The sequence below is a fragment of the Streptomyces sp. JNUCC 63 genome (assembly GCF_054366325.1).
This window is the reverse complement of sequence record NZ_CM135963.1, coordinates 1,128,616-1,147,028: the sequence shown is the minus strand read 5'-3', so window position 1 is coordinate 1,147,028 and position 18,413 is coordinate 1,128,616. Positions and strand designations below refer to the sequence as shown.

Sequence of the window (18,413 nt, the reverse complement as noted above, 5' to 3'; positions counted from 1 at the left end):
AGGGCTGATATAGCTAACGTACCGGTTCGTACATTAGGACCAGCAGAACCTGCTCAGGAGGACCCCGGTGGCCAAGGACTCGTATCTCGTCGGACTGATCGGTTCCGGCATCGGCCCGTCGTTCAGTCCGGCACTGCACGAGCGGGAGGCCGACCGGCAGGGCCTGCGCCTGCTGTACCGGCTCATCGACATCGACACCCTCGGCGTCCCGCCCGAGGCGGTCGGCGACCTGGTGCGCTCCGCCCGCGACCTCGGCTTCGACGGGCTCAACATCACCCACCCCTGCAAGCAGCTCGTCCTGGAACACCTGGACGCCCTCTCCCCGCAGGCCGAAGCGCTCGGCGCGGTCAACACCGTCGTCTTCGAAGGAGGCCGGGCCACCGGCCACAACACCGACGTCACCGGCTTCGCCGCCTCCTTCGCGCGCGGCCTGCCCGACGCCCCGCTGGAGCGCGTGGTGCAGCTCGGCGCGGGCGGCGCCGGCGCCGCCGTCGCCCACGCCACCCTGACGCTCGGGACCGGGCGGGTCACCGTCGTCGACGCACTGCCCGAGCGGGCCGCCGCGCTCGCCGACTCCCTGGGCCGCCACTTCGGCGCGGACCGCGCCGCCGCCGCGGCCCCCGACGCGCTTCCGGACCTGCTGACCCGGGCCGACGGCCTCGTGCACGCCACCCCCACCGGCATGGCCGCCCACCCCGGCCTGCCCTTCCCGGCCGAGCTGCTGCACCCCGGCCTGTGGGTCGCCGAGGTGGTCTACCGCCCCCTGGAGACCGAGCTGCTGCGCACCGCACGGGCGCTCGGCTGCGCCACGCTCGACGGCGGCGGCATGGCAGCCTTCCAGGCCGCCGACGCGTTCCGGCTGTTCACCGGGCGGGAACCCGACAGCGCACGGATGGTCGCCGACATCGCCGGGATCGCCGAGATCGCCGACGCCGCCGAGCCCGCGGGCGACGCGATCGCGGCACGGCACTGACGCCCTCCCCTGCCCGGGGACAGGAGATTCCGGTCCGCACCGCTACGCGGTGCCACCTCGGGTTCCTGCTTCACCGGTCCTTGCCGCTCTCCGGGGAGATCGGTCTCACGGGGGCCTCCACAGGCGTCACTTTCCGCCCGCCCGGCGGTAGATCCGACGACTCCGTCGCCGGATGAAGCAATCCCAGCCGTGCGGCTGCGGCCCTCCAGACCATACGGGGCAGGGTGCCCCTCACCCTCGCCCTGAAGGGTGGAGCACCGGGTAAGTGCCCGGTGGCGAGCGGCAGAGCACGGAAGCAGAAGAGAGGTACCCAGGTGCGTACGTCCATCGCCACCGTCTCGCTGAGCGGATCCCTCACCGAGAAGCTCACGGCCGCCTCCCGGGCCGGCTTCGACGGCGTGGAGATCTTCGAGAACGACCTGCTCGCGAGCCCTTTGACCCCCGAGGAGATCCGCGCCCGCTGCGCCGACCTCGGCCTCGCCATCGAGCTGTACCAGCCGATGCGGGACATCGAAGCGGTGCCAGAGGAGGAGTTCGCCCGCAACCTGCGCCGCGCCCGGCACAAGTTCGAGCTGATGCGCAGGCTGGGCGCGGACACCGTCCTCCTCTGCTCCAACGTCTCCCCGACGGCGGTGGACGACGACGCGCTGGCCGCCGAGCAGCTGAGCCGACTCGCCGATCTCGCCCAGGACTTCGGCATCCGCGTCGCCTACGAGGCACTCGCCTGGGGCCGGCACGTCAGCACCTACGACCACGCCTGGAACCTCGTGCGGACGGCCGGCCATCCGGCGCTCGGCACCTGTCTGGACAGCTTCCACATCCTCTCCCGGGGTTCCGACCCCAAGGGCATCGAGGACATCCCCGGCGAGAAGATCTTCTTCCTGCAACTCGCGGACGCCCCGCAGCTCGCCATGGACGTGCTGCAGTGGAGCCGCCACTACCGCTGCTTCCCCGGGCAGGGCGGCTTCGACCTGGCCGGTCTGCTGCGGCACGTGCTGCGCGCGGGCTACGACGGGCCCCTCTCCCTGGAGATTTTCAACGACGTCTTCCGGCAGGCCGACGCGGGCCCCACCGCCGTCGACGCCCGCCGCTCGCTGCTCGGCCTGCAGGAGGCGGCCGGCATCGCGGACCTGCCCGCGCCCGTCGTTCCCACCGGCATCGCCTTCGCCGAGTTGGTCACACCGGACGTCGAACCGGTCACGGCGATGCTGGACGCGCTGGGCTTCACCCGCACCGCTCGTCACCGGGGCAAGCCCGTCGACCTCTGGCAGCAGGGGCAGGCCCGCATCCTGGTCAACACCGCCGGAGCGGTACGCCGGGAGGGCACCCAGCTCGCCGCGATCGGCCTGGAGTCCCCGGACCCCGCCGGTGCCGCCCGCCGCGCCGAGGCCCTGCTGGCGCCCGTACTGCCCCGCCGCCGCGCCCCCGAGGACGCCCCGCTGGACGCGGTGGCCGCCCCCGACGGCACGGAACTCTTCTTCTGCGCCACCGGAAAGCCGCACCTGCCCAACTGGCGGGCCGACTTCGAGGACGTCGCCGCCCCGGCGGACACCGGGGACGTGGCGCGCGTCGACCACCTCGCCCTCACCCAGCCCTGGCACCACTTCGACAAGGCGGCCCTCTTCCACCGCAGCGTGCTCGGCCTCGACGCCCAGGAGAGCGTCGACGTCGCCGACCCCTACGGGCTGCTGCGCAGCCGCGCGGTGACCAACGCCGACGGCAGCGTCCGCATCGCCCTCGGCGTCGGCGCGGCACCCACCGACGACACCGCCCACGCCCAGCACCTCGCGCTGGCCACCGACGACGTGGTCGCCGCCGCCCGCCGCTTCCGCGCCGCCGGAGGCCGCCTGCTGCCGATCCCGGCGAACTACTACGACGACCTGGCGGCACGCCACGACCTGCCCGACGAGGAGCTGGAGACCTACCGCGACCTCGGCATCCTCTACGACCGCGACGCGGGGGGCGCCTTCAGGCACTGCTACACCGAGACCGTCGGCCGGCTCTTCTTCGAACTCGTCCAGCGCGACCCCGGCTACCGCGGCTACGGCGCCCCGAACGCGTCCGTGCGCCTGGCGGCACAGCACGCCCGGCACACCACACGCTGACGGATCCGGTTCAGTCCTTCCTCACCGCCTCCTTCCTCACCGCCTCCACGACGTGCCCGCCGAACTGGTTGCGCAGCGCCGCGACCATCTTCATCTGCGGGGAGTCCTCCTGCCGGGAGGTGAACCGCGCGAACAGGGCGGCGGTGATGGCCGGCATCGGCACGGCGTTGTCGATGCCGGCCTCCACGGTCCAGCGGCCCTCGCCGGAGTCCTCCGCGTAGCCGCGCAGCTTCTCGAGGTGCTCGTCGTCGTCCAGGGCGTTGACGGCGAGCTCCAGCAGCCAGGAGCGGATGACGGTGCCCCGCGTCCAGGACCGGAACACCTCGCGCGCGTCGGTGACCGACGGGACGGTCTCCAGCAGCTCCCAGCCCTCGGCGTAGGCCTGCATCATCGCGTACTCGATGCCGTTGTGGACCATCTTCGCGAAGTGGCCCGCGCCCACCTTGCCCGCGTGGACGAAGCCGTACGGGCCCTCCGGCTTGAGCGCGTCGAAGATCGGCTCGAGCCACCGGACGTGCTCCTCGTCGCCGCCCACCATCAGCGCGTAGCCGTTCTTCAGACCCCATACCCCGCCGGAGACACCCGCGTCGACGAAACCGATGCCCCGCGCGTGCAGCTGCTTGGCGTGCCTCTCGTCGTCCGTCCACCGGGAGTTGCCGCCGTCGACGACGATGTCGCCGGGCTTGAGCAGGGTCGTCAGCTGGTCGATGACGTACTGGGTGGCCGAGCCGGCCGGGACCATCACCCAGACCGTGCGCGGTGCCTCGAGCCGGTCGACGAGTTCGACCATGCTGTCCACGTCGGAGAGTTCGGGGTTGCGGTCGTAGCCGACCACGGTGAGGCCGGCGTTGCGGAGGCGCTCCCGCATGCTGCCGCCCATCTTGCCGAGGCCGATCAGACCCAACTCGATCGATGCCATGTCAGCTCACTTCCTCAGAGTGCGGTACGCGGCCACGAGGGCGGCGGTGGACGGGTCGAGACCGGGAACCTCGGCGCCTTCGGTGAGCGCGGGCTCGACGCGCTTGGCCAGCACCTTGCCGAGCTCGACACCCCACTGGTCGAAGGAGTCGATGTTCCAGACCGCGCCCTGCACGAACACCTTGTGCTCGTACAGCGCGACCAACTGGCCCAGGACCGACGGGGTCAGCCCGGTCGCCAGCACGGTCGTGGTGGGATGGTTGCCGTGGAAGGTGCGGTGCGGCACCTGCTCCTCGGGTACCCCCTCGGCGCGCACCTCGTCCGCGGTCTTGCCGAAGGCCAGCGCCTGCCCCTGCGCGAACAGGTTGGCCATCAACAGGTCGTGCTGCGCCTTGAGTCCACCGCTCAGCTCGGCCACCGGGTTGACGAACCCGATCAGGTCGGCCGGGATCAGCTCGGTGCCCTGGTGGATCAACTGGTAGTACGCGTGCTGGCCGTTGGTGCCGGGCGTGCCCCACACCACCGGCCCGGTCCGCCACTGAACCGGCTTTCCGTCGCGCTGCACCGACTTGCCGTTGGACTCCATGTCCAGCTGCTGCAGATACGCGGTGAACTTCGACAGGTAGTGCGAGTACGGCAGCACCGCGTGCGTCCGCGCCTCGAAGAAGTTGCCGTACCAGATGCCCAGCAGCCCGAGGACCAGCGGGGCGTTGGCCTCGGGCGGCGCGTTGCGGAAGTGGTCGTCGACGATACGGAAGCCGTCGAGCATCTCCCGGAAGCGGTCCGGGCCGATCGCGATCATCAGGGAGAGGCCGACCGCGGAGTCGTACGAGTACCGGCCGCCGACCCAGTCCCAGAACTCGAACATGTTGTCCGGGTCGATGCCGAACCCGGTGACCTTCTCCGTGTTGGTCGACAGGGCCACGAAGTGCCGCGCGACCGCCTTTTCGTCCCCGCCAAGACCGGCGAGCAGCCAGGAGCGGGCCGAGGCCGCGTTGGTGATCGTCTCGATGGTGGTGAACGTCTTGGACGCGACGATGAACAGCGTCTCCGCCGGGTCCAGGTCACGGGTGGCCTCGTACAGGTCGGCGCCGTCGACGTTGGAGACGAACCGGACGGTCAACTCCCGGTCGGTGTACGCGCGCAGCGCCTCGTACGCCATCGCCGGGCCCAGGTCGGAGCCGCCGATGCCGATGTTGACGACGTTGCGGATCCGCCTGCCGGTGTGCCCGGTCCACTCGCCGGAGCGGACGCGGTCCGCGAAGTCGCTCATCCTGTCGAGGACTTCGTGCACCTTCGGCACGACGTTCTCGCCGTCGACCTCGATCACCGCGTCCCGCGGGGCGCGCAGCGCGGTGTGCAGCACGGCCCGGTTCTCGGTGACGTTGATCCTCTCGCCGCGGAACATGGCGTCGCGCAGGGCGAACACATCGGTGGCGGCGGCCAGTTCCTGCAGCAGTGCCAGGGTCTCGTCGGTGATCAGGTTCTTGGAGTAGTCGATGCGCAGATCGCCGACGCGCACCGTGTAGCGCTCCGCGCGGGAGGGGTCCGCCGCGAACAGCTCCCGCAGATGCGCCTGCCACTGGCCGCGGTGGTCCTGCAGCGCGGTCCACTCCGGCCGCCGGGTGAGCTCGGGGGTGTCGGACATGTCAGACGGTCTCCTCGATGCCCTCGCCGCGCAGGGCGACGGCGTACATGTCGTCGGCGTCGAGGCGGCGCAGCTCCTCGGCGATGAGTTCCGACAGGGGACGGACCTTGAGCGCGAGGGAGCGCGGCGGCTGGCCCGGCAGGGTCAGCGTGGCCAGCGGGCCCTCGGGCCGGTCGATGACGATCTCCCCGTTGCCGGTGCCCAGCCGTACGGCCGTGACCACCGGGCCGGGGGAGACCACGCGGTCGGTCCTCACGCCCAGCCGGGCCTGAAGCCAGCGGGCCAGCAGCTCCGCGCTCGGGTTCTCCGCCTCGGCCTCCACGGCCGCCGAGGTCACCTTCGCCCGCGCCTGGTCCAGAGCCGCGGCCAGCATCGAGCGCCAGAGGGTGAGCCGGGTCCAGGCGAGGTCGGTGTCGCCGGGGGCGTAGAAGCGGGCGCGGGTCTCAAGGACCTCCAGCGGGCGCTCGACGGCGTACAGGTCGGTGATCCTGCGCTGTGCCAGCCCGCCCAGCGGGTCCGCGGAGGGGTTGTCGGGCGCGTTCACCGGCCACCACACGACGACCGGCGCGTCGGGCAGCAGCAGCGGCAGCACCACCGAGTCGGCGTGGTCGGACACGTCGCCGTAGGTGCGCAGCACGACCGTCTCACCGGTGCCGGCCTCGAAGCCGACCCGTACCTCCGCGTCCAGCCGGGAGCGCGTACGGTCCCGCAGGGTGCGGGCGTGCCGCCTGATCACGACCAGGGTGCGCGAGGGGTGCTCGTGCGAGGCCTCCTCGGCGGCCTTGAGCGAGTCGTAGGCGTTCTCCTCGTCCGTGACGATGACCATCGTCAGGACCATGCCCACGGCCGCCGTGCCGATGGCACGGCGGCCCTGGACCAGGGCCTTGTTGATGTCACCCGCGGTGGTGTCGGTCAGGTCGATCTTCATGGCCTGCGCCAGCTCCGTCCGTCTCGTGCGAGCATCTCGTCGGCTTCCCGCGGGCCCCATGTGCCCGCCGGGTACTGGGCCGGCCTGCCGTGCCTGTCCCAGTACTCCTCGATCGGGTCGAGGATCTTCCAGGACTCTTCCACTTCCTGGTGGCGGGGGAACAGGTTGGCGTCGCCGAGCAGCACGTCCAGGATGAGACGTTCGTACGCCTCCGGGCTGGACTCCGTGAAGGACTCGCCGTAGGCGAAGTCCATCGACACGTCCCGGATCTCCATGGAGGTACCCGGCACCTTGGAGCCGAACCGGACTGTCATGCCTTCGTCCGGCTGGACGCGGATCACGACCGCGTTCTCGCCCAGCTCCTCGGTGGCCGTGGAGTCGAAGGGGGAGTGCGGGGCCCGCTTGAAGACCACCGCGATCTCGGTGACCCGGCGGCCCAGCCGCTTGCCGGTGCGCAGATAGAACGGGATGCCGGCCCAGCGGCGGTTGTCGATCCCCAGCTTGACGGCCGCGTACGTGTCGGTCTTCGACCCCGGATCGATGCCCTCCTCCTGGACGTAGCCGACGACCCGCTCGCCGCCCTGCCAGCCCTCCGCGTACTGGGCGCGCACGGTGTGGGCGCCCAGGTCCTCGGGCAGCCGCACCGATTTGAGCACCTTCAGCTTCTCGGTGAGCAGCGCGTCGGCGTCGAAGGCGATGGGTTCCTCCATCGCGGTGAGCGCCAGCAGCTGCAGCAGGTGGTTCTGGACCACGTCCCGGGCGGCGCCGATGCCGTCGTAGTAGCCGGCCCGGCCGCCGATGCCGATGTCCTCGGCCATGGTGATCTGCACATGGTCGACGTAGGAGCGGTTCCACACCGGCTCGAACATCTGGTTGGCGAAGCGCAGCGCCAGGATGTTCTGGACGGTCTCCTTGCCCAGGTAGTGGTCGATGCGGAAGACCTGTTCCGGGTCGAACACCTCGTGCACGAGCCGGTTCAGCCGGTGGGCGCTGGCCAGATCGTGGCCGAACGGCTTTTCGATGACCGCGCGGCGCCAGGAGCCCCGCGGTGCGTTCGTCAGCCCGTGCTTCTTCAGCTGCTGCACGACCTTGGGGAAGAACTTCGGCGGTACGGAGAGGTAGAAGGCGAAGTTTCCGCCGGTGCCGCGGGAGGAGTCCAGCTCCTCCACGGCCGTGCGCAGATGCTTGAACGCCGTGTCGTCGTCGAAGTCGCCGGGGACGAACCGCATGCCCTCGGAGAGCTGCTGCCAGACCTCCTCCCGGAACGGCGTCCGGGCGTGCGCCTTGACGGCGTCGTACACCACCTGCGCGAAGTCCTGGTCCTCCCAGTCGCGCCGGGCGAAGCCGACCAGCGAGAAGCCCGGCGGCAGCAGGCCGCGGTTGGCCAGGTCGTACACGGCCGGCATCAGCTTCTTGCGGGACAGGTCGCCGGTGACCCCGAAGATGACCAGCCCGGACGGCCCCGCGATCCGCGGCAGCCGCCGGTCCCGGGGATCGCGCAGCGGATTCACCCATTCGGCGGCAGGCGCGACCGGGACGTGTACGCCGCCCCTCGCGGCCTCGGCGGCGGGTGCGTGTGCGGGGCCGGCGGCTTGGGGGGCTGCCTCCGTCCGCGCGGGGGCGCCGGAGGCACCGGAGGAACTGTGCGTCCCGGGGGCGTCGCCTGCCGGGTCTCCCGCGGCTGTGGGGGCGCGGGGCGTGGCGTTTCCCGGGGCTCCGGGAGCGTCAGGCGTCGGGTTTTCTGTGGTCCCGGGGGCGTCGTCTGCCGGGTTTCCCGGGGCTCCGGGAGCGTTGGGCGTCGGGCTTCCCGCGGCCCCGGGGTCCGGCGACCCGGCCTGCGCGGCGGCGTCCGGCACCGGGCCTGGCGCGGGCGCGGTGCCCGGCGGGCCGGGCTCCGGCGTGCCGGGGGCCTGGGCGCGCGCCGGCTCGGCGGGCTTGTCGGTCATTCCGTGTCAACTCCCTTGTTCACCTCGTCCTCGAGCCGCCGTACGACCCCGCCGCAGGAGACCGCCGGCCGCTCGGCCGCCGCCGTCGGGTCGGCGCGGGTCTGGACGGAGCCGAACCAGCGAGTACCGCGGAACGGTCTTGATCATGCAGACGACACGGCAACGGGGCTCCACGCGCGTGCGTGGAGCCCCAGCCGATCGAACGTATGTCCGGTCAGTGGCCGAAGTCGAACCAGTTGACGTTCACGAAGTCCGCCGGCTGGCCGCTGGTGAAGGTGAGGTAGACGTCGTGGGTGCCGGTCACCGGGCTGATGTTCGCGGGGACCGTCCGCCAGGACTGCCAGCCGCCCGTGTTGCCCACGGCGAAGCTGCCGACGGGGGAGTTGCCGCGGCTGTCCAGGCGCACCTCGACCAGCCCGCTGACCCCGCCCGGCGCACCGCTGGCGACGCGGGCGTAGAACTGCCTGGCCGGGGTGGACCTGAAGTCGACGCCCTTGTAGAGCGCCCAGTCGCCGTTCGCGAGCGAGCCGATGTTCCGGCCGCCGCCGGTGTCGGTGGTCGACTCGGTGGTCACGCCGCTCTGGCTGTCGTAGGACTCGGCCTGGATGGGGGCGTAGGCGTCGCGGTTGCCGGACGGCGGAGGTGTGGTACCGCTCCCACCGCCGGAGGACTGGAGCACCTGCACATAGTCCACGACCATCGGGTGGCCGGGCTCGGTGCCGCCGTCGGGGCCGCCGCCGAATGCGTCGGGGAAGCCGCCGCCCATCGCCACGTTCAGGATGATGAAGTAGCCGTGGTTGGTGGCGTTGGTCCAGGTCGCCGCGTCCACCTGGTTGGCCCTGACGGTGTGGAAGTTGACCCCGTCGAGGTAGAAGCGGATCTCCTCGGGGCCGGTCGACTTGTCCCACTCCACCGCGTAGGTGTGGAAGCCCGCCTGGCAGGTGGCGCCGGTGCACGACGTCGAACCGCCTATGCCCGAGGTCTCGTTGCACGGTCCGCCCGGGCTGGTGCCGCAGTGCAGGGTCGCCCAGTTCGTGTTGAGGCCCTGGACGTTCTCCAGGACGTCGATCTCACCGACGCCCGGCCAGTTCCAGTAGTTGCCCCGGTAGGGCGCGCCCAGCATCCAGAAGGCGGGCCAGTAGCCCTTGGCGGCGGCGCCGGTGACGTCGGGCATCTGGATACGGGCCTGCACGCGCAGCTTGCCGCCGGCCGGGGGCTGGAAGTCGGCGCGCTTGGTCTCGATACGGCCCGAGGTCCAGTTGCCGGAGGCGTCCCGGCGCGGGGTGATGCGCAGGTTGCCGTTGCCGTCCAGGGAGACGTTGTCGGTGCTCGAGGTCATCGTCTCGACCTCGCCGGTACCCCAGTTGGGAGCGCCCCCCGGGTACGAAGTCCCGATGTCGTATTGCCAGTTGGCGGTGTTGACGCCGGACCCGGCGGGGCCGTCGAACTCGTCGAGGAAGACCTGTGTCCAGCCGGACGGGGGTGTGGGGGCGGAGGCGTTCGCGGGCAGGGTCGCGGCGGTGGCGACGGCCGCCGCCAGACCTAGCGTGCCGAGGACGGCGACGAGCGCGCGCCGCGCGGAACGCCGTCTGCGACGCGTGCCGGCGGGTGCGCCGGAGGGTTCACTCATGGGGGGTGCCTCTCGGGTGGGGAGTGGGTGCGCGAGAGCCTCGCGGGAGGGCGCCCGGGGAGGTCTTGAGAGCGCTCTCACGCGAGGGTGCGCCGCCAATGTGCTCTCGGGCCCGGCAGCCGTCAAGAGTTAAAACAAGGAAAGTCCTCGCGGGGCGCGGGAGTTCGGTTGATGAAGGCGGAGATTTCCGTGTTGTCCCGGGGGCCCGCCGGTCCGCGTCCCGCATTGTCACGAGCGTGCGGCATGAACGCCCCGTACTTCGTGCGCAGTTGACTATTCACGGATCCCTACTCGTTCGTAACCTACGCATCCGTAAGTTCACCCCACATCGCTTCACCGCACAGAAGGGACGTCCGAGGTGATGCCACTCGCGTCGAGAAAACCGCTGCCGAGGAGAGCCGCACTGCTCGGCACCGGTGCCCTGCTCTGTGGCCTGACCGCGGTGCCGGTCGCCACCGCGTCGGCCGTCGAGCCGCAGGCATGTTCCGCGGCGGACGCCGCCATCTACCGGCCGCCGGCGCGCCCGACGGCCGCACCGGGCGAGATCGTCTCCTGCCGCGGGATCGACTCCTTGCCGATGGTCGGCAACAGCACCCGGCTGACCGCATGGAAGGTGCAGTACGGGTCGACCGACGGACAGGGCAGCCCGGTCTCCGTGGCCGGCACCGTGATCGTGCCCGGCACCCCGTGGACGGGGCCCGGCCGGCGGCCACTGGTCGCGTTCGTCCCCGGCACCCTGGGCATCGGGCCGCAGTGCGCCTTCTCCAAACAGCTCGCCGGCCAGTACCAGGACGCCTACGAGGGCCCGAACATCCAGGCGCTGCTCAGGGCCGGTTACGCCATCGCCGCCACGGACGGCGCCGGCTACCTCGACGGCCAGGTGCACCCGTACGTCGCCGGGCCCGACGCCGGTCACGCCGTCCTCGACATGGCGCGTGCCGCGTCCCGGGTCCCCGGCAGCGGGGTGAGCCCCGACGCGCCGGTCGGCATCTGGGGCTACTCCGAGGGCGGCGCCGGAAGCCTGTGGGCCGCCCAGCTCGCCCGGTCCTACGCCCCCGAACTGAACGTGGTCGGCTCGGCCTCCGGCGGGATCCCCTCCGACCTGCGGGCCGAGGCGCTGCACCTGGAGGGCGGGCTGTTCGCCGGGTTCCTGGTCGACGCCGTGATCGGCATGGCGATCACCCACCCGGACATGCCGCTCACCGAACTCCTCGACGACCAGGGGAGGAAGGCCTTCAAGGACGCCGAGTCGCTGTGCGCGTTCGGCACCGTCGCGCGCTTCACCGGCGCCCGGATCGAGTCGTACACCAAGGACCGGCTCACCCTGGAGCAGATCTTCGCGCTCGAGGGCCCGGACGGCACGACCTGGGAACAGGCGGTAGCCGCCAACAAACTCGGTGTCGGCGTCGGGCGCCCCGGCTCAGGCGCCCGCTACGAGATCGGCTTCCCGGTCCTGCAGTACCGCGGCGTCCTCGACGAGGTGATCCCCGCCGAGGTCGCCGACGCCACCCGCCGCGCCTACTGCTCCGCGGGCGTCACCACCCGGTGGACGTCCTACGTCGGTGACCACCTCCTGGGCGACGCCCAGGCGATCAACGGCACGGTCGCCTGGCTGACGGCCCGCTTCAGCGGCGAGCCCGTCGTGGGCAACTGCTGACCGTGTGCCGTCGGGTGCGGGTGCGTGGGGCCGGTCGCACGGTTCCCCACGCACCCGGGCCCTTGCGGGCCCCGGGGCGCAGCCTCGGGAGATGGAAGGGTAGGGGGTGGGCGGGACCCCTCCGCCCTGGAAGCGACCCAGGCACGGCGCGAAAGGTACAGATGTGAGGCTCACCATCCTCGGCGGCGGCGGATTCCGCGTACCGCTCGTCTACGGCGCACTCCTCACCGACCACGCCGAAGGGCGGGTGACGCACGTCGTCCTGCACGACCTGGACGCGGGCCGCCTCGACGCCGTCACGCGGGTGCTGGCCGAGCAGGCCGCCGGGGTGCCGGACGCGCCCGCGGTACGGGCCACCACCGATCTGGACGAGGCGCTGCGCGGAGCCGACTTCGTGTTCTCCGCGATCCGGGTCGGCGGCCTGGAGGGGCGGGCGCACGACGAGCGGGTGGCGCTCGCCGAGGGCGTGCTCGGTCAGGAGACGGTCGGTGCGGGCGGCATCGCCTACGGGCTGCGTACGGTGCCCGTGGCCGTCGACATCGCCCGGCGGGTGGCCCGCCTCGCGCCCGACGCCTGGGTCATCAACTTCACCAACCCGGCCGGCCTGGTCACCGAGGCCATGTCCCGCCACCTCGGCGACCGGGTCATCGGCATCTGCGACTCGCCGGTCGGCCTCGGCCGCCGTATCGCCCGCGTGCTGGGCGTGGACCCGCGCCAGGCGTGGATCGACTACGCCGGCCTCAACCACCTCGGCTGGGTGCGCGGCCTGCGCGTGGCCGGACGCGACGAACTCCCGCGCCTGCTCGCCGACCCCGGCCTGCTCGGCTCCTTCGAGGAGGGCAGGCTCTTCGGCGCCGAGTGGCTGCGCTCGCTCGGCGCGATCCCCAACGAGTACCTGCACTACTACTACTTCGACCGCGAGGCCGTACGCGCCTACAAGTGCGCCGCTCAGACCCGCGGCGCCTTCCTCCTCGACCAGCAGGCCCGGTTCTACGAGGAGGCCCAGAACCCGGACACCTCGGCGCTGGCGGCCTGGGACCGCACCCGCGCCGAGCGCGAGGCCACCTACATGGCCGAGAACCGCGAGACGGCCGGCGCGGGGGAGCGGGAGACCGACGACCTCTCGGGCGGCTACGAGAAGGTGGCCCTCGCCCTGATGCGGGCCATCGCCCGCGACGAACGCACCACGCTGATCCTCAACGTCCGCAACCGCGGCACCCTCTCCGTGCTGGACTCCGAGGCCGTCGTCGAGGTGCCCTGCCTCGTCGACGCGAGCGGCGCGCATCCGGTCTCGGCGGACCCGCTGCCCGGTCACGCCACCGGGCTGGTCTGCGCGGTGAAGGCGGTCGAGCGCGAGGTGCTCGCCGCGGCCGAGTCGGGCTCCCGTGCGACGGCCGTGAAGGCCTTCGCGCTGCACCCGCTCGTCGACTCGGTGAACGTCGCCCGCCGCCTCGTCGACGGCTACATCGCGGTCCATCCCGGCCTCGCGTACCTGACGTAGGGGTGTTCGCGGGGCCGGTCGGTCGCTCCCCCGTTCGGCGACCGACCGCCCCGGTCCCCCGTGCTCCCCCGTTCCCTTTCCCCCGTGTTCCCCCGTGTTCCCCCGTGTTCCCCCGTGTTCCCCCGTGTTCCCCCGTGTTCCCCCGTGTTCCCCCGTGTTCCCCCGTGGCCCCCACACTTGAGAGTCGCTGTTCCGGGCCCTGATACACCCCGGGCGGAAAAAACCTTCGGGAAAAAGACGGGACTTTCAAAGCGGCGTCATCCCCGCCTTCGCGTGGGACAGGGACTCGGTCCGCTGCCGGGGAAGCGACACCGGCCGCAGCGCACGCGGCGCGGACACCACGGTGTAGTCCTGCCCGAGGAAGGGCGGCGTCACCTCGCCCGCATCCTCGCCGAGCGCCAACCGCACCGCCGCCCAGGGCGCGTTGATCCCGCACAGCGACAGCTGGTGCAGGCCGCCCGCCGGGCGCGTGTTGACGTCCAGCAGCACCGGACGGTCGCCGTACATCCGGAACTGGATGTTGGACAGGTAGTGCAGCCCGAACCCCTCCGCGATCCGCCGGGCCGGCTCCAGCCACTGCTCGTGCAGCGTGAAACCGCGGCGGCGGCCGTTCTTCGTACGGCCCACGGCCAGCCTGATCCGGTTGTCCGGCCCGGTCAGACAGTCGACCGACACCTCCGGCCGCTCCAGGCGCGGCATCACCAGCCAGTCGACCGGCCCGTCCGCCTGCTCCAGCGCCCGCAGGACCAGATCCAGCGGGACCTGGGGGCCCGGGAAGCCACTCAGATGCGTGAGCGAGAAAGGCGCGCGCGTGATGACGCGGAAACCCGCCCCGCCCGCGCCGGACGCCGGCTTGAAACAGGCCAGGTGCCCGGCCGCCTCCAACTCCTCGACTGCGGCGAGGAGTTCACCGGACGTGCGCACCCGCCACCACGGCGGCACCGGCACGCCGATCGACCGGACCGCCTCGTACGCCGTCGCCTTGTCCGCGAAGACGGCCACCGCCTCGGGCGTCGGCGCGAGCAGCGCGGTGCCGAGCGCCGCGAAGTCGGCGCGGTGCGCCACGATCGCGGCCTGGTGCAACCGCGGCACGAACACGTCGATGCCGCGCCGCGCGCACTGGTCGAGCGCGTACTCGACGTACGCGTCCGGGGACAGGCCCCCGGGTTCCGGTTCGGCGGTGTCGGCGGCGGCCAGTACGGGGGAGTCGGGATCGCCGTGCGTGGCATGGATCTCGACGGCCCGGTCGCTGGGATTCCTCCGCAGCTGATCCATGAAGAACACGTTCTCCGCGTACGTGCGGTTGAGCCAGACGCGTACGCGAGAGGCCATGCAGGCCGCCTTTCGGGTTCGCGGGCAGGGCGAAGCCGGCCGAGCCCGGCCAAGAGGGAAGGAGGAACACCGAGCCGCGCTGCGCGAAAAGGAGTTCCGGCGGCGGTGTTGGGGCGATCATACGACCTTCTTCGGCCATGGACCGCCACGCGGATGGCATGGATCGGCCCGTCCTGTGCCCGTGCCCGTGCCCGGACCGCGGACGGCGCGGGTCGCCCTTGTTTCGTCGCCGCCCGATGTGCTCTTGTGGTGCCCATCGTGTGGGCGACCGGGGGCGAGGGGGCGAGAGGTGACGGGGAAGGCCGACGGTGCCGGACAGCTGCTGGCCGTCAGTGACCTGCACATCGGCTACAGCGAGAACCGCGCCCTGGTCGAGCGGATGGCACCCGCGACGGACGAGGACTGGCTGCTCGTGGCCGGGGACGTCGCCGAGACCGTCGCCGACGTCCGCTGGGCCCTGAAGACCCTGGCGAGCCGCTTCCGCAAGGTGATCTGGACCCCCGGCAACCACGAGCTGTGGACCCACCCGCGTGACGCCGTCACCCTGCGCGGCGTCGCCCGCTACGAGCACCTGGTCGAGCTGTGCCGCGAACTGGGCGTGACGACGCCCGAGGATCCCTACCCGGTCTGGGACGGGCCGGGCGGACCGGTGGCCGTGGCGCCGCTGTTCCTGCTGTACGACTACTCCTTCCTGCCGCCCGGCTGCGCGACCAAGGACGAGGGACTGGCCTACGCGCACGGCACCGGCATCGTCTGCAACGACGAGTACCTGCTGCACCCCGACCCGTACCCGAGCCGCGAGGCCTGGTGCGCGGCCCGGGTCGCCGGGACCGAGCGCCGGCTCGCCGAACTCCCCGGCGACCTGCCGACCGTGCTCGTCAACCACTACCCGCTGGACCGGCACCCGACGGACGTCCTGCGGTACCCCGAGTTCGCCATGTGGTGCGGGACCCGGCGCACCGCCGACTGGCACCGGCGCTTCCGCGTGGCCGCCATGGTCTACGGCCATCTGCACATCCCGCGCACCACCTGGCACGAGGGCGTCCGCTTCGAGGAGGTGTCCGTGGGCTACCCCCGCGAGTGGCGGAGGCGCCCGGAACCGCCGGGCAGGCTGCGCCGCATACTCCCTCCGGAGGTCGGAACCCGGTGATCGAGGAACTGCTCCCGGACTCGGTGGTGGCCGTGGAGGCGTACGGCGACGACGGGACCGACCCGGTCCCGCTGTACCCCGAGGAGCGGGCGGTGGTGGCGCGGGCGGTCGACAAGCGCCGGCGCGAGTTCGCCGGCGTGCGCGCCTGTGCCCGCCGCGCCATGGAGAAGCTCGGCGTGCCGCCGCAGCCCGTCCTGCCCGGTGAGCGGGGAGCCCCGCGCTGGCCGGACGGCCTGGCCGGCAGCATGACCCACTGCGACGGCTACCGCGCCGCCGCCCTGGTCCGCACCACCGACCTGGCCTCCCTCGGCATCGACGCCGAACCCCACGCCCCGCTGCCGGAGGGCGTGCTGTCCACGGTCGCCCTCGCCACCGAGGAACGGCGCCTGGCCGATCTGGCCGCGCGGCACCCGGGCGTGCACTGGGACCGGCTGCTCTTCAGCGCGAAGGAGTCCGTCTACAAGACCTGGTTCCCGCTCACCGGCGAGTGGCTGGACTTCGCGGAGGCGGACATCGAGGTCCACACCGCCCCGGGAACCGCGCGGCACGGCGGCTTCCGGGCCCGGCTCCTCGTCCCGGGCCCGCTGGTCGGCGGCCGGCGCCTCGGCCACTTCGAGGGGCGCTGGACCGTCGGGCGGGGCCTGGTGGCCACGGCGGTGACGGTCCCGCCCCCCTGACCGGTTCACGATTGCGGGCACCAGCTGCGCAGCAGCCGGAAGAAGGCGTCCTCGTTGCCCGACAGGCCCGCTCCGGCCAGGGCCTGCTCCGCTTCGGCGAGCACGGCGGGCGGCACCGCCCTGGGCCGTACACCGTCCGGGGGGCCGTCGAAGGCGGCGCGCACGGTGTGCAGGAGCCTCAGATACGCCTGGACGGCGGCGCGTTCGTGGCTGGTCAGTACGGCGGTGGGCATGGGTCGCTCTCCCCGGTTTCGGCGTCACACGGTCACGCCCCCGGTCACCCGGACGGCGCACGCACCCCCACACAACGGCGGCGCACCTCCCAGCTTGCCGCCCCCCACTGACAATCCCCCCACACCCGGCACCGGATCCCCCGCTCAGCGCAGCCGAACCCAGGAGGTTCCCCGGTCCCCGAACGCCCGCGCCCTCGGGCGGGGCGGTGTCTTCGGGGTGGCCCACGCCTCCGAAGGCCGCGTGTCGTCGGGCGGTGCGTCTGTTCCGGTGGGCCGCGGCTGCGAATGCCCCGCCTCGGAACGGGCCGCGTCTACGGGCGGGCCGTGTCTTCGGACACCCCGAGTCTTCGGGCAACGCGCGTCCCCGAAGGCTCCGCGTCCCCGAAGGCTCCGCGTCCCCGAAGGCTCCGCGTCCCCGAAGGCTCCGCGTCCCCGAAGGCTCCGCGTCCGCGGGAAGCCCCGCCTACGGGCGCCCCCTGCCCGAGCCCTCCCCCTCCACCCGCCGCCCCAGATAGCCCAGCGACGCCTCGATCCGGCCGGCCAGGTGGTCGCGCTGTACCGGGCCGCGCAGGGACGAACCCGCCAGCCAGGTACGGCACTTGCTGGCGAGCAGGAGGCCGAAGCTTTCGGCTTCCTCCTCCTCGGCCAGGTCGAAGCGGCTGCGCGCGGCGGCCCTGTGCACGGCCGTCCGGAGGTCCGCGCCGTCGTCGAGCAGACGGGCGGCGACGCCGACACCGTCGACGTGGTGGCTGCGGTGGCCGGCCTTCATGTGCCACAACTCATGGCCCAGGATGACCAACTGGTGGTCGGGTGCGGTGCGTTCCTCGACCAGGACCAGATCCTGGTCGGTCATGTCGAGCCACAGCCCGCTGGCGGTCCCGGGCGGGAAGGCGGCCGTACGGAAGCGGACGGGCCGCCCGCGGCGCCTGCTCATCGCGTCGCACAGCGCGGCGTACAGGTCGGCGGGCCGGGCCGGCGCCGGCAGCGTCAGCTCGTCGACCAGCTCGGCGCACAGCCGACGCATGTCCCTGCCGATGCCCATGCCTCTCCCCAGCATCACGACTCGGGCCGCTTGACGCTCTCCAGAAGCATGTCCAGCCACTCGGCGACCTTGTCCCGGTGCTGGTCGGTGGGCAGCTGCGCGGCCCGCCACGCGATCCCGCGCACCCCGTGGTCCTGCAGCAGCCGCTCCAGCGGGTCGTCGGCCTCCGCGGCCGCCTCCCGCTCGCGGTCGGCGAGCCGTTGGAGCAGTTCCTGCTCGGTGCGCTGCAGAGCGCCCGCCAGCGCCTCGGGGTCCTCGGCGGTGAGGAACCCGGCGTGCACCCGGAAGAAGCGCTGAATGGCGTCGCAGTGCTCCATCGTCGGGCGCCGGTCGCCGTTGATCAGGGCGCCCGCCTGCTGCCGCGACATGCCCGCGCCGTCGGCGATCTCCTGCTGGGTGTAGCGGCGCCCGTTGGGCTTGAGCCGGGTGCGGCGCAGCAGGTCCAGCCGCTGCAGGAACCGGGCCTGCACATCCGGCTCGCCCGCGGGCCGGCCGCTCAGCAGGGCCCTGACCACAGGCTCCGGCACGCCGCAGGCCACGGACAGGCGGCCGACGTCGAAGACCTCCGCCTGGGGCACGCCGAGCCGGTCGGCGAGCGCGGTGACGCGTGCGACGACGGCCGGCAGCACGGCCGACGCCGTGGCGCCCGGATCCTCGATGCCATCCGTCACCG

15 protein-coding genes are annotated in these 18,413 nt (G+C 72.5%); 6 read left to right on the top strand and 9 right to left on the bottom strand.

Annotated features, from left to right (window positions below; genetic code table 11):
• The first annotated feature begins 67 nt into the window (after positions 1-67).
• Positions 68-973 (top strand): shikimate dehydrogenase, encoded by a 906-nt coding sequence (locus ACX25U_RS05275; protein ID WP_454389369.1) that lies wholly within the window; start codon positions 68-70, stop codon positions 971-973.
• A gap of 314 nt (positions 974-1,287) precedes the next feature.
• Positions 1,288-3,078 carry a bifunctional sugar phosphate isomerase/epimerase/4-hydroxyphenylpyruvate dioxygenase family protein gene (locus ACX25U_RS05270; RefSeq protein ID WP_454389368.1) on the top strand — a complete coding sequence of 597 codons (1,791 nt, stop codon included), beginning with the start codon at positions 1,288-1,290 and terminating at the stop codon, positions 3,076-3,078.
• Positions 3,079-3,088: 10 nt separating this feature from the next.
• Here ACX25U_RS05270 and gnd read toward each other — a convergent pair whose 3' ends face one another.
• The 5 genes from gnd to ACX25U_RS05245 form a co-directional block, all read right to left on the bottom strand.
• Positions 3,089-3,988 carry a phosphogluconate dehydrogenase (NAD(+)-dependent, decarboxylating) gene (gene gnd / locus ACX25U_RS05265; RefSeq protein WP_454394101.1) on the bottom strand — a complete coding sequence of 300 codons (900 nt, stop codon included), beginning with the start codon at positions 3,986-3,988 and terminating at the stop codon, positions 3,089-3,091.
• 15 nt (positions 3,989-4,003) lie between these two features.
• Positions 4,004-5,644 carry a glucose-6-phosphate isomerase gene (gene pgi / locus ACX25U_RS05260; protein WP_454389367.1) on the bottom strand — a complete coding sequence of 547 codons (1,641 nt, stop codon included), beginning with the start codon at positions 5,642-5,644 and terminating at the stop codon, positions 4,004-4,006.
• A gap of 1 nt (position 5,645) precedes the next feature.
• Positions 5,646-6,572 carry a glucose-6-phosphate dehydrogenase assembly protein OpcA gene (gene opcA, locus ACX25U_RS05255; RefSeq protein WP_454389366.1) on the bottom strand — a complete coding sequence of 309 codons (927 nt, stop codon included), beginning with the start codon at positions 6,570-6,572 and terminating at the stop codon, positions 5,646-5,648.
• The gene (gene zwf / locus ACX25U_RS05250; protein ID WP_454389365.1) at positions 6,569-8,083 is read right to left on the bottom strand and encodes a glucose-6-phosphate dehydrogenase; all 1,515 of its coding nucleotides are present in this window, start codon (positions 8,081-8,083) and stop codon (positions 6,569-6,571) included. Before zwf ends, opcA begins: the two co-directional genes overlap by 4 nt.
• 649 nt (positions 8,084-8,732) lie before the next feature.
• Entirely contained in the window at positions 8,733-10,148 is a 1,416-nt protein-coding gene (locus ACX25U_RS05245) for a glycoside hydrolase family 16 protein (protein ID WP_454389364.1), read from the bottom strand.
• Between the two features lie 361 nt (positions 10,149-10,509).
• Here ACX25U_RS05245 and ACX25U_RS05240 point away from each other — a divergent pair, with 361 nt between their 5' ends.
• Positions 10,510-11,805 carry a lipase family protein gene (locus tag ACX25U_RS05240; RefSeq protein ID WP_454389363.1) on the top strand — a complete coding sequence of 432 codons (1,296 nt, stop codon included), beginning with the start codon at positions 10,510-10,512 and terminating at the stop codon, positions 11,803-11,805.
• 163 nt (positions 11,806-11,968) lie between these two features.
• Positions 11,969-13,306, top strand: coding sequence for a 6-phospho-beta-glucosidase (locus ACX25U_RS05235; protein ID WP_454389362.1), 1,338 nt, complete (start codon positions 11,969-11,971; stop codon positions 13,304-13,306).
• A gap of 246 nt (positions 13,307-13,552) precedes the next feature.
• On the opposite strand, the gene ACX25U_RS05230 is transcribed toward ACX25U_RS05235, so the two are convergent.
• Positions 13,553-14,638 (bottom strand): ATP-grasp domain-containing protein, encoded by a 1,086-nt coding sequence (locus tag ACX25U_RS05230; protein ID WP_454389361.1) that lies wholly within the window; start codon positions 14,636-14,638, stop codon positions 13,553-13,555.
• Between the two features lie 289 nt (positions 14,639-14,927).
• Here ACX25U_RS05230 and ACX25U_RS05225 point away from each other — a divergent pair, with 289 nt between their 5' ends.
• Both ACX25U_RS05225 and ACX25U_RS05220 read left to right on the top strand, forming a co-directional pair.
• Positions 14,928-15,788 carry a metallophosphoesterase family protein gene (locus ACX25U_RS05225; protein WP_454389360.1) on the top strand — a complete coding sequence of 287 codons (861 nt, stop codon included), beginning with the start codon at positions 14,928-14,930 and terminating at the stop codon, positions 15,786-15,788.
• The gene (locus tag ACX25U_RS05220) at positions 15,785-16,465 is read left to right on the top strand and encodes a 4'-phosphopantetheinyl transferase family protein (protein ID WP_454389359.1); all 681 of its coding nucleotides are present in this window, start codon (positions 15,785-15,787) and stop codon (positions 16,463-16,465) included. The genes ACX25U_RS05225 and ACX25U_RS05220 overlap by 4 nt, the downstream gene beginning before the upstream one ends.
• Before the next feature lie 5 nt (positions 16,466-16,470).
• Here the strand turns inward: ACX25U_RS05220 and ACX25U_RS05215 are convergent, their stop codons facing one another.
• From ACX25U_RS05215 to ACX25U_RS05205, 3 genes are all read right to left on the bottom strand, one after another.
• On the bottom strand, positions 16,471-16,698 hold the full coding sequence (locus ACX25U_RS05215) for a hypothetical protein (RefSeq protein ID WP_454389358.1): 228 nt from the start codon (positions 16,696-16,698) through the stop codon (positions 16,471-16,473).
• Between the two features lie 463 nt (positions 16,699-17,161).
• The gene (locus ACX25U_RS05210; protein WP_454394099.1) at positions 17,162-17,722 is read right to left on the bottom strand and encodes a toxin-antitoxin system, toxin component; all 561 of its coding nucleotides are present in this window, start codon (positions 17,720-17,722) and stop codon (positions 17,162-17,164) included.
• A 32-nt stretch (positions 17,723-17,754) separates the two neighbouring features.
• Positions 17,755-18,411, bottom strand: coding sequence for a helix-turn-helix domain-containing protein (locus tag ACX25U_RS05205; protein WP_454389357.1), 657 nt, complete (start codon positions 18,409-18,411; stop codon positions 17,755-17,757).
• Positions 18,412-18,413 lie beyond the last annotated feature (2 nt).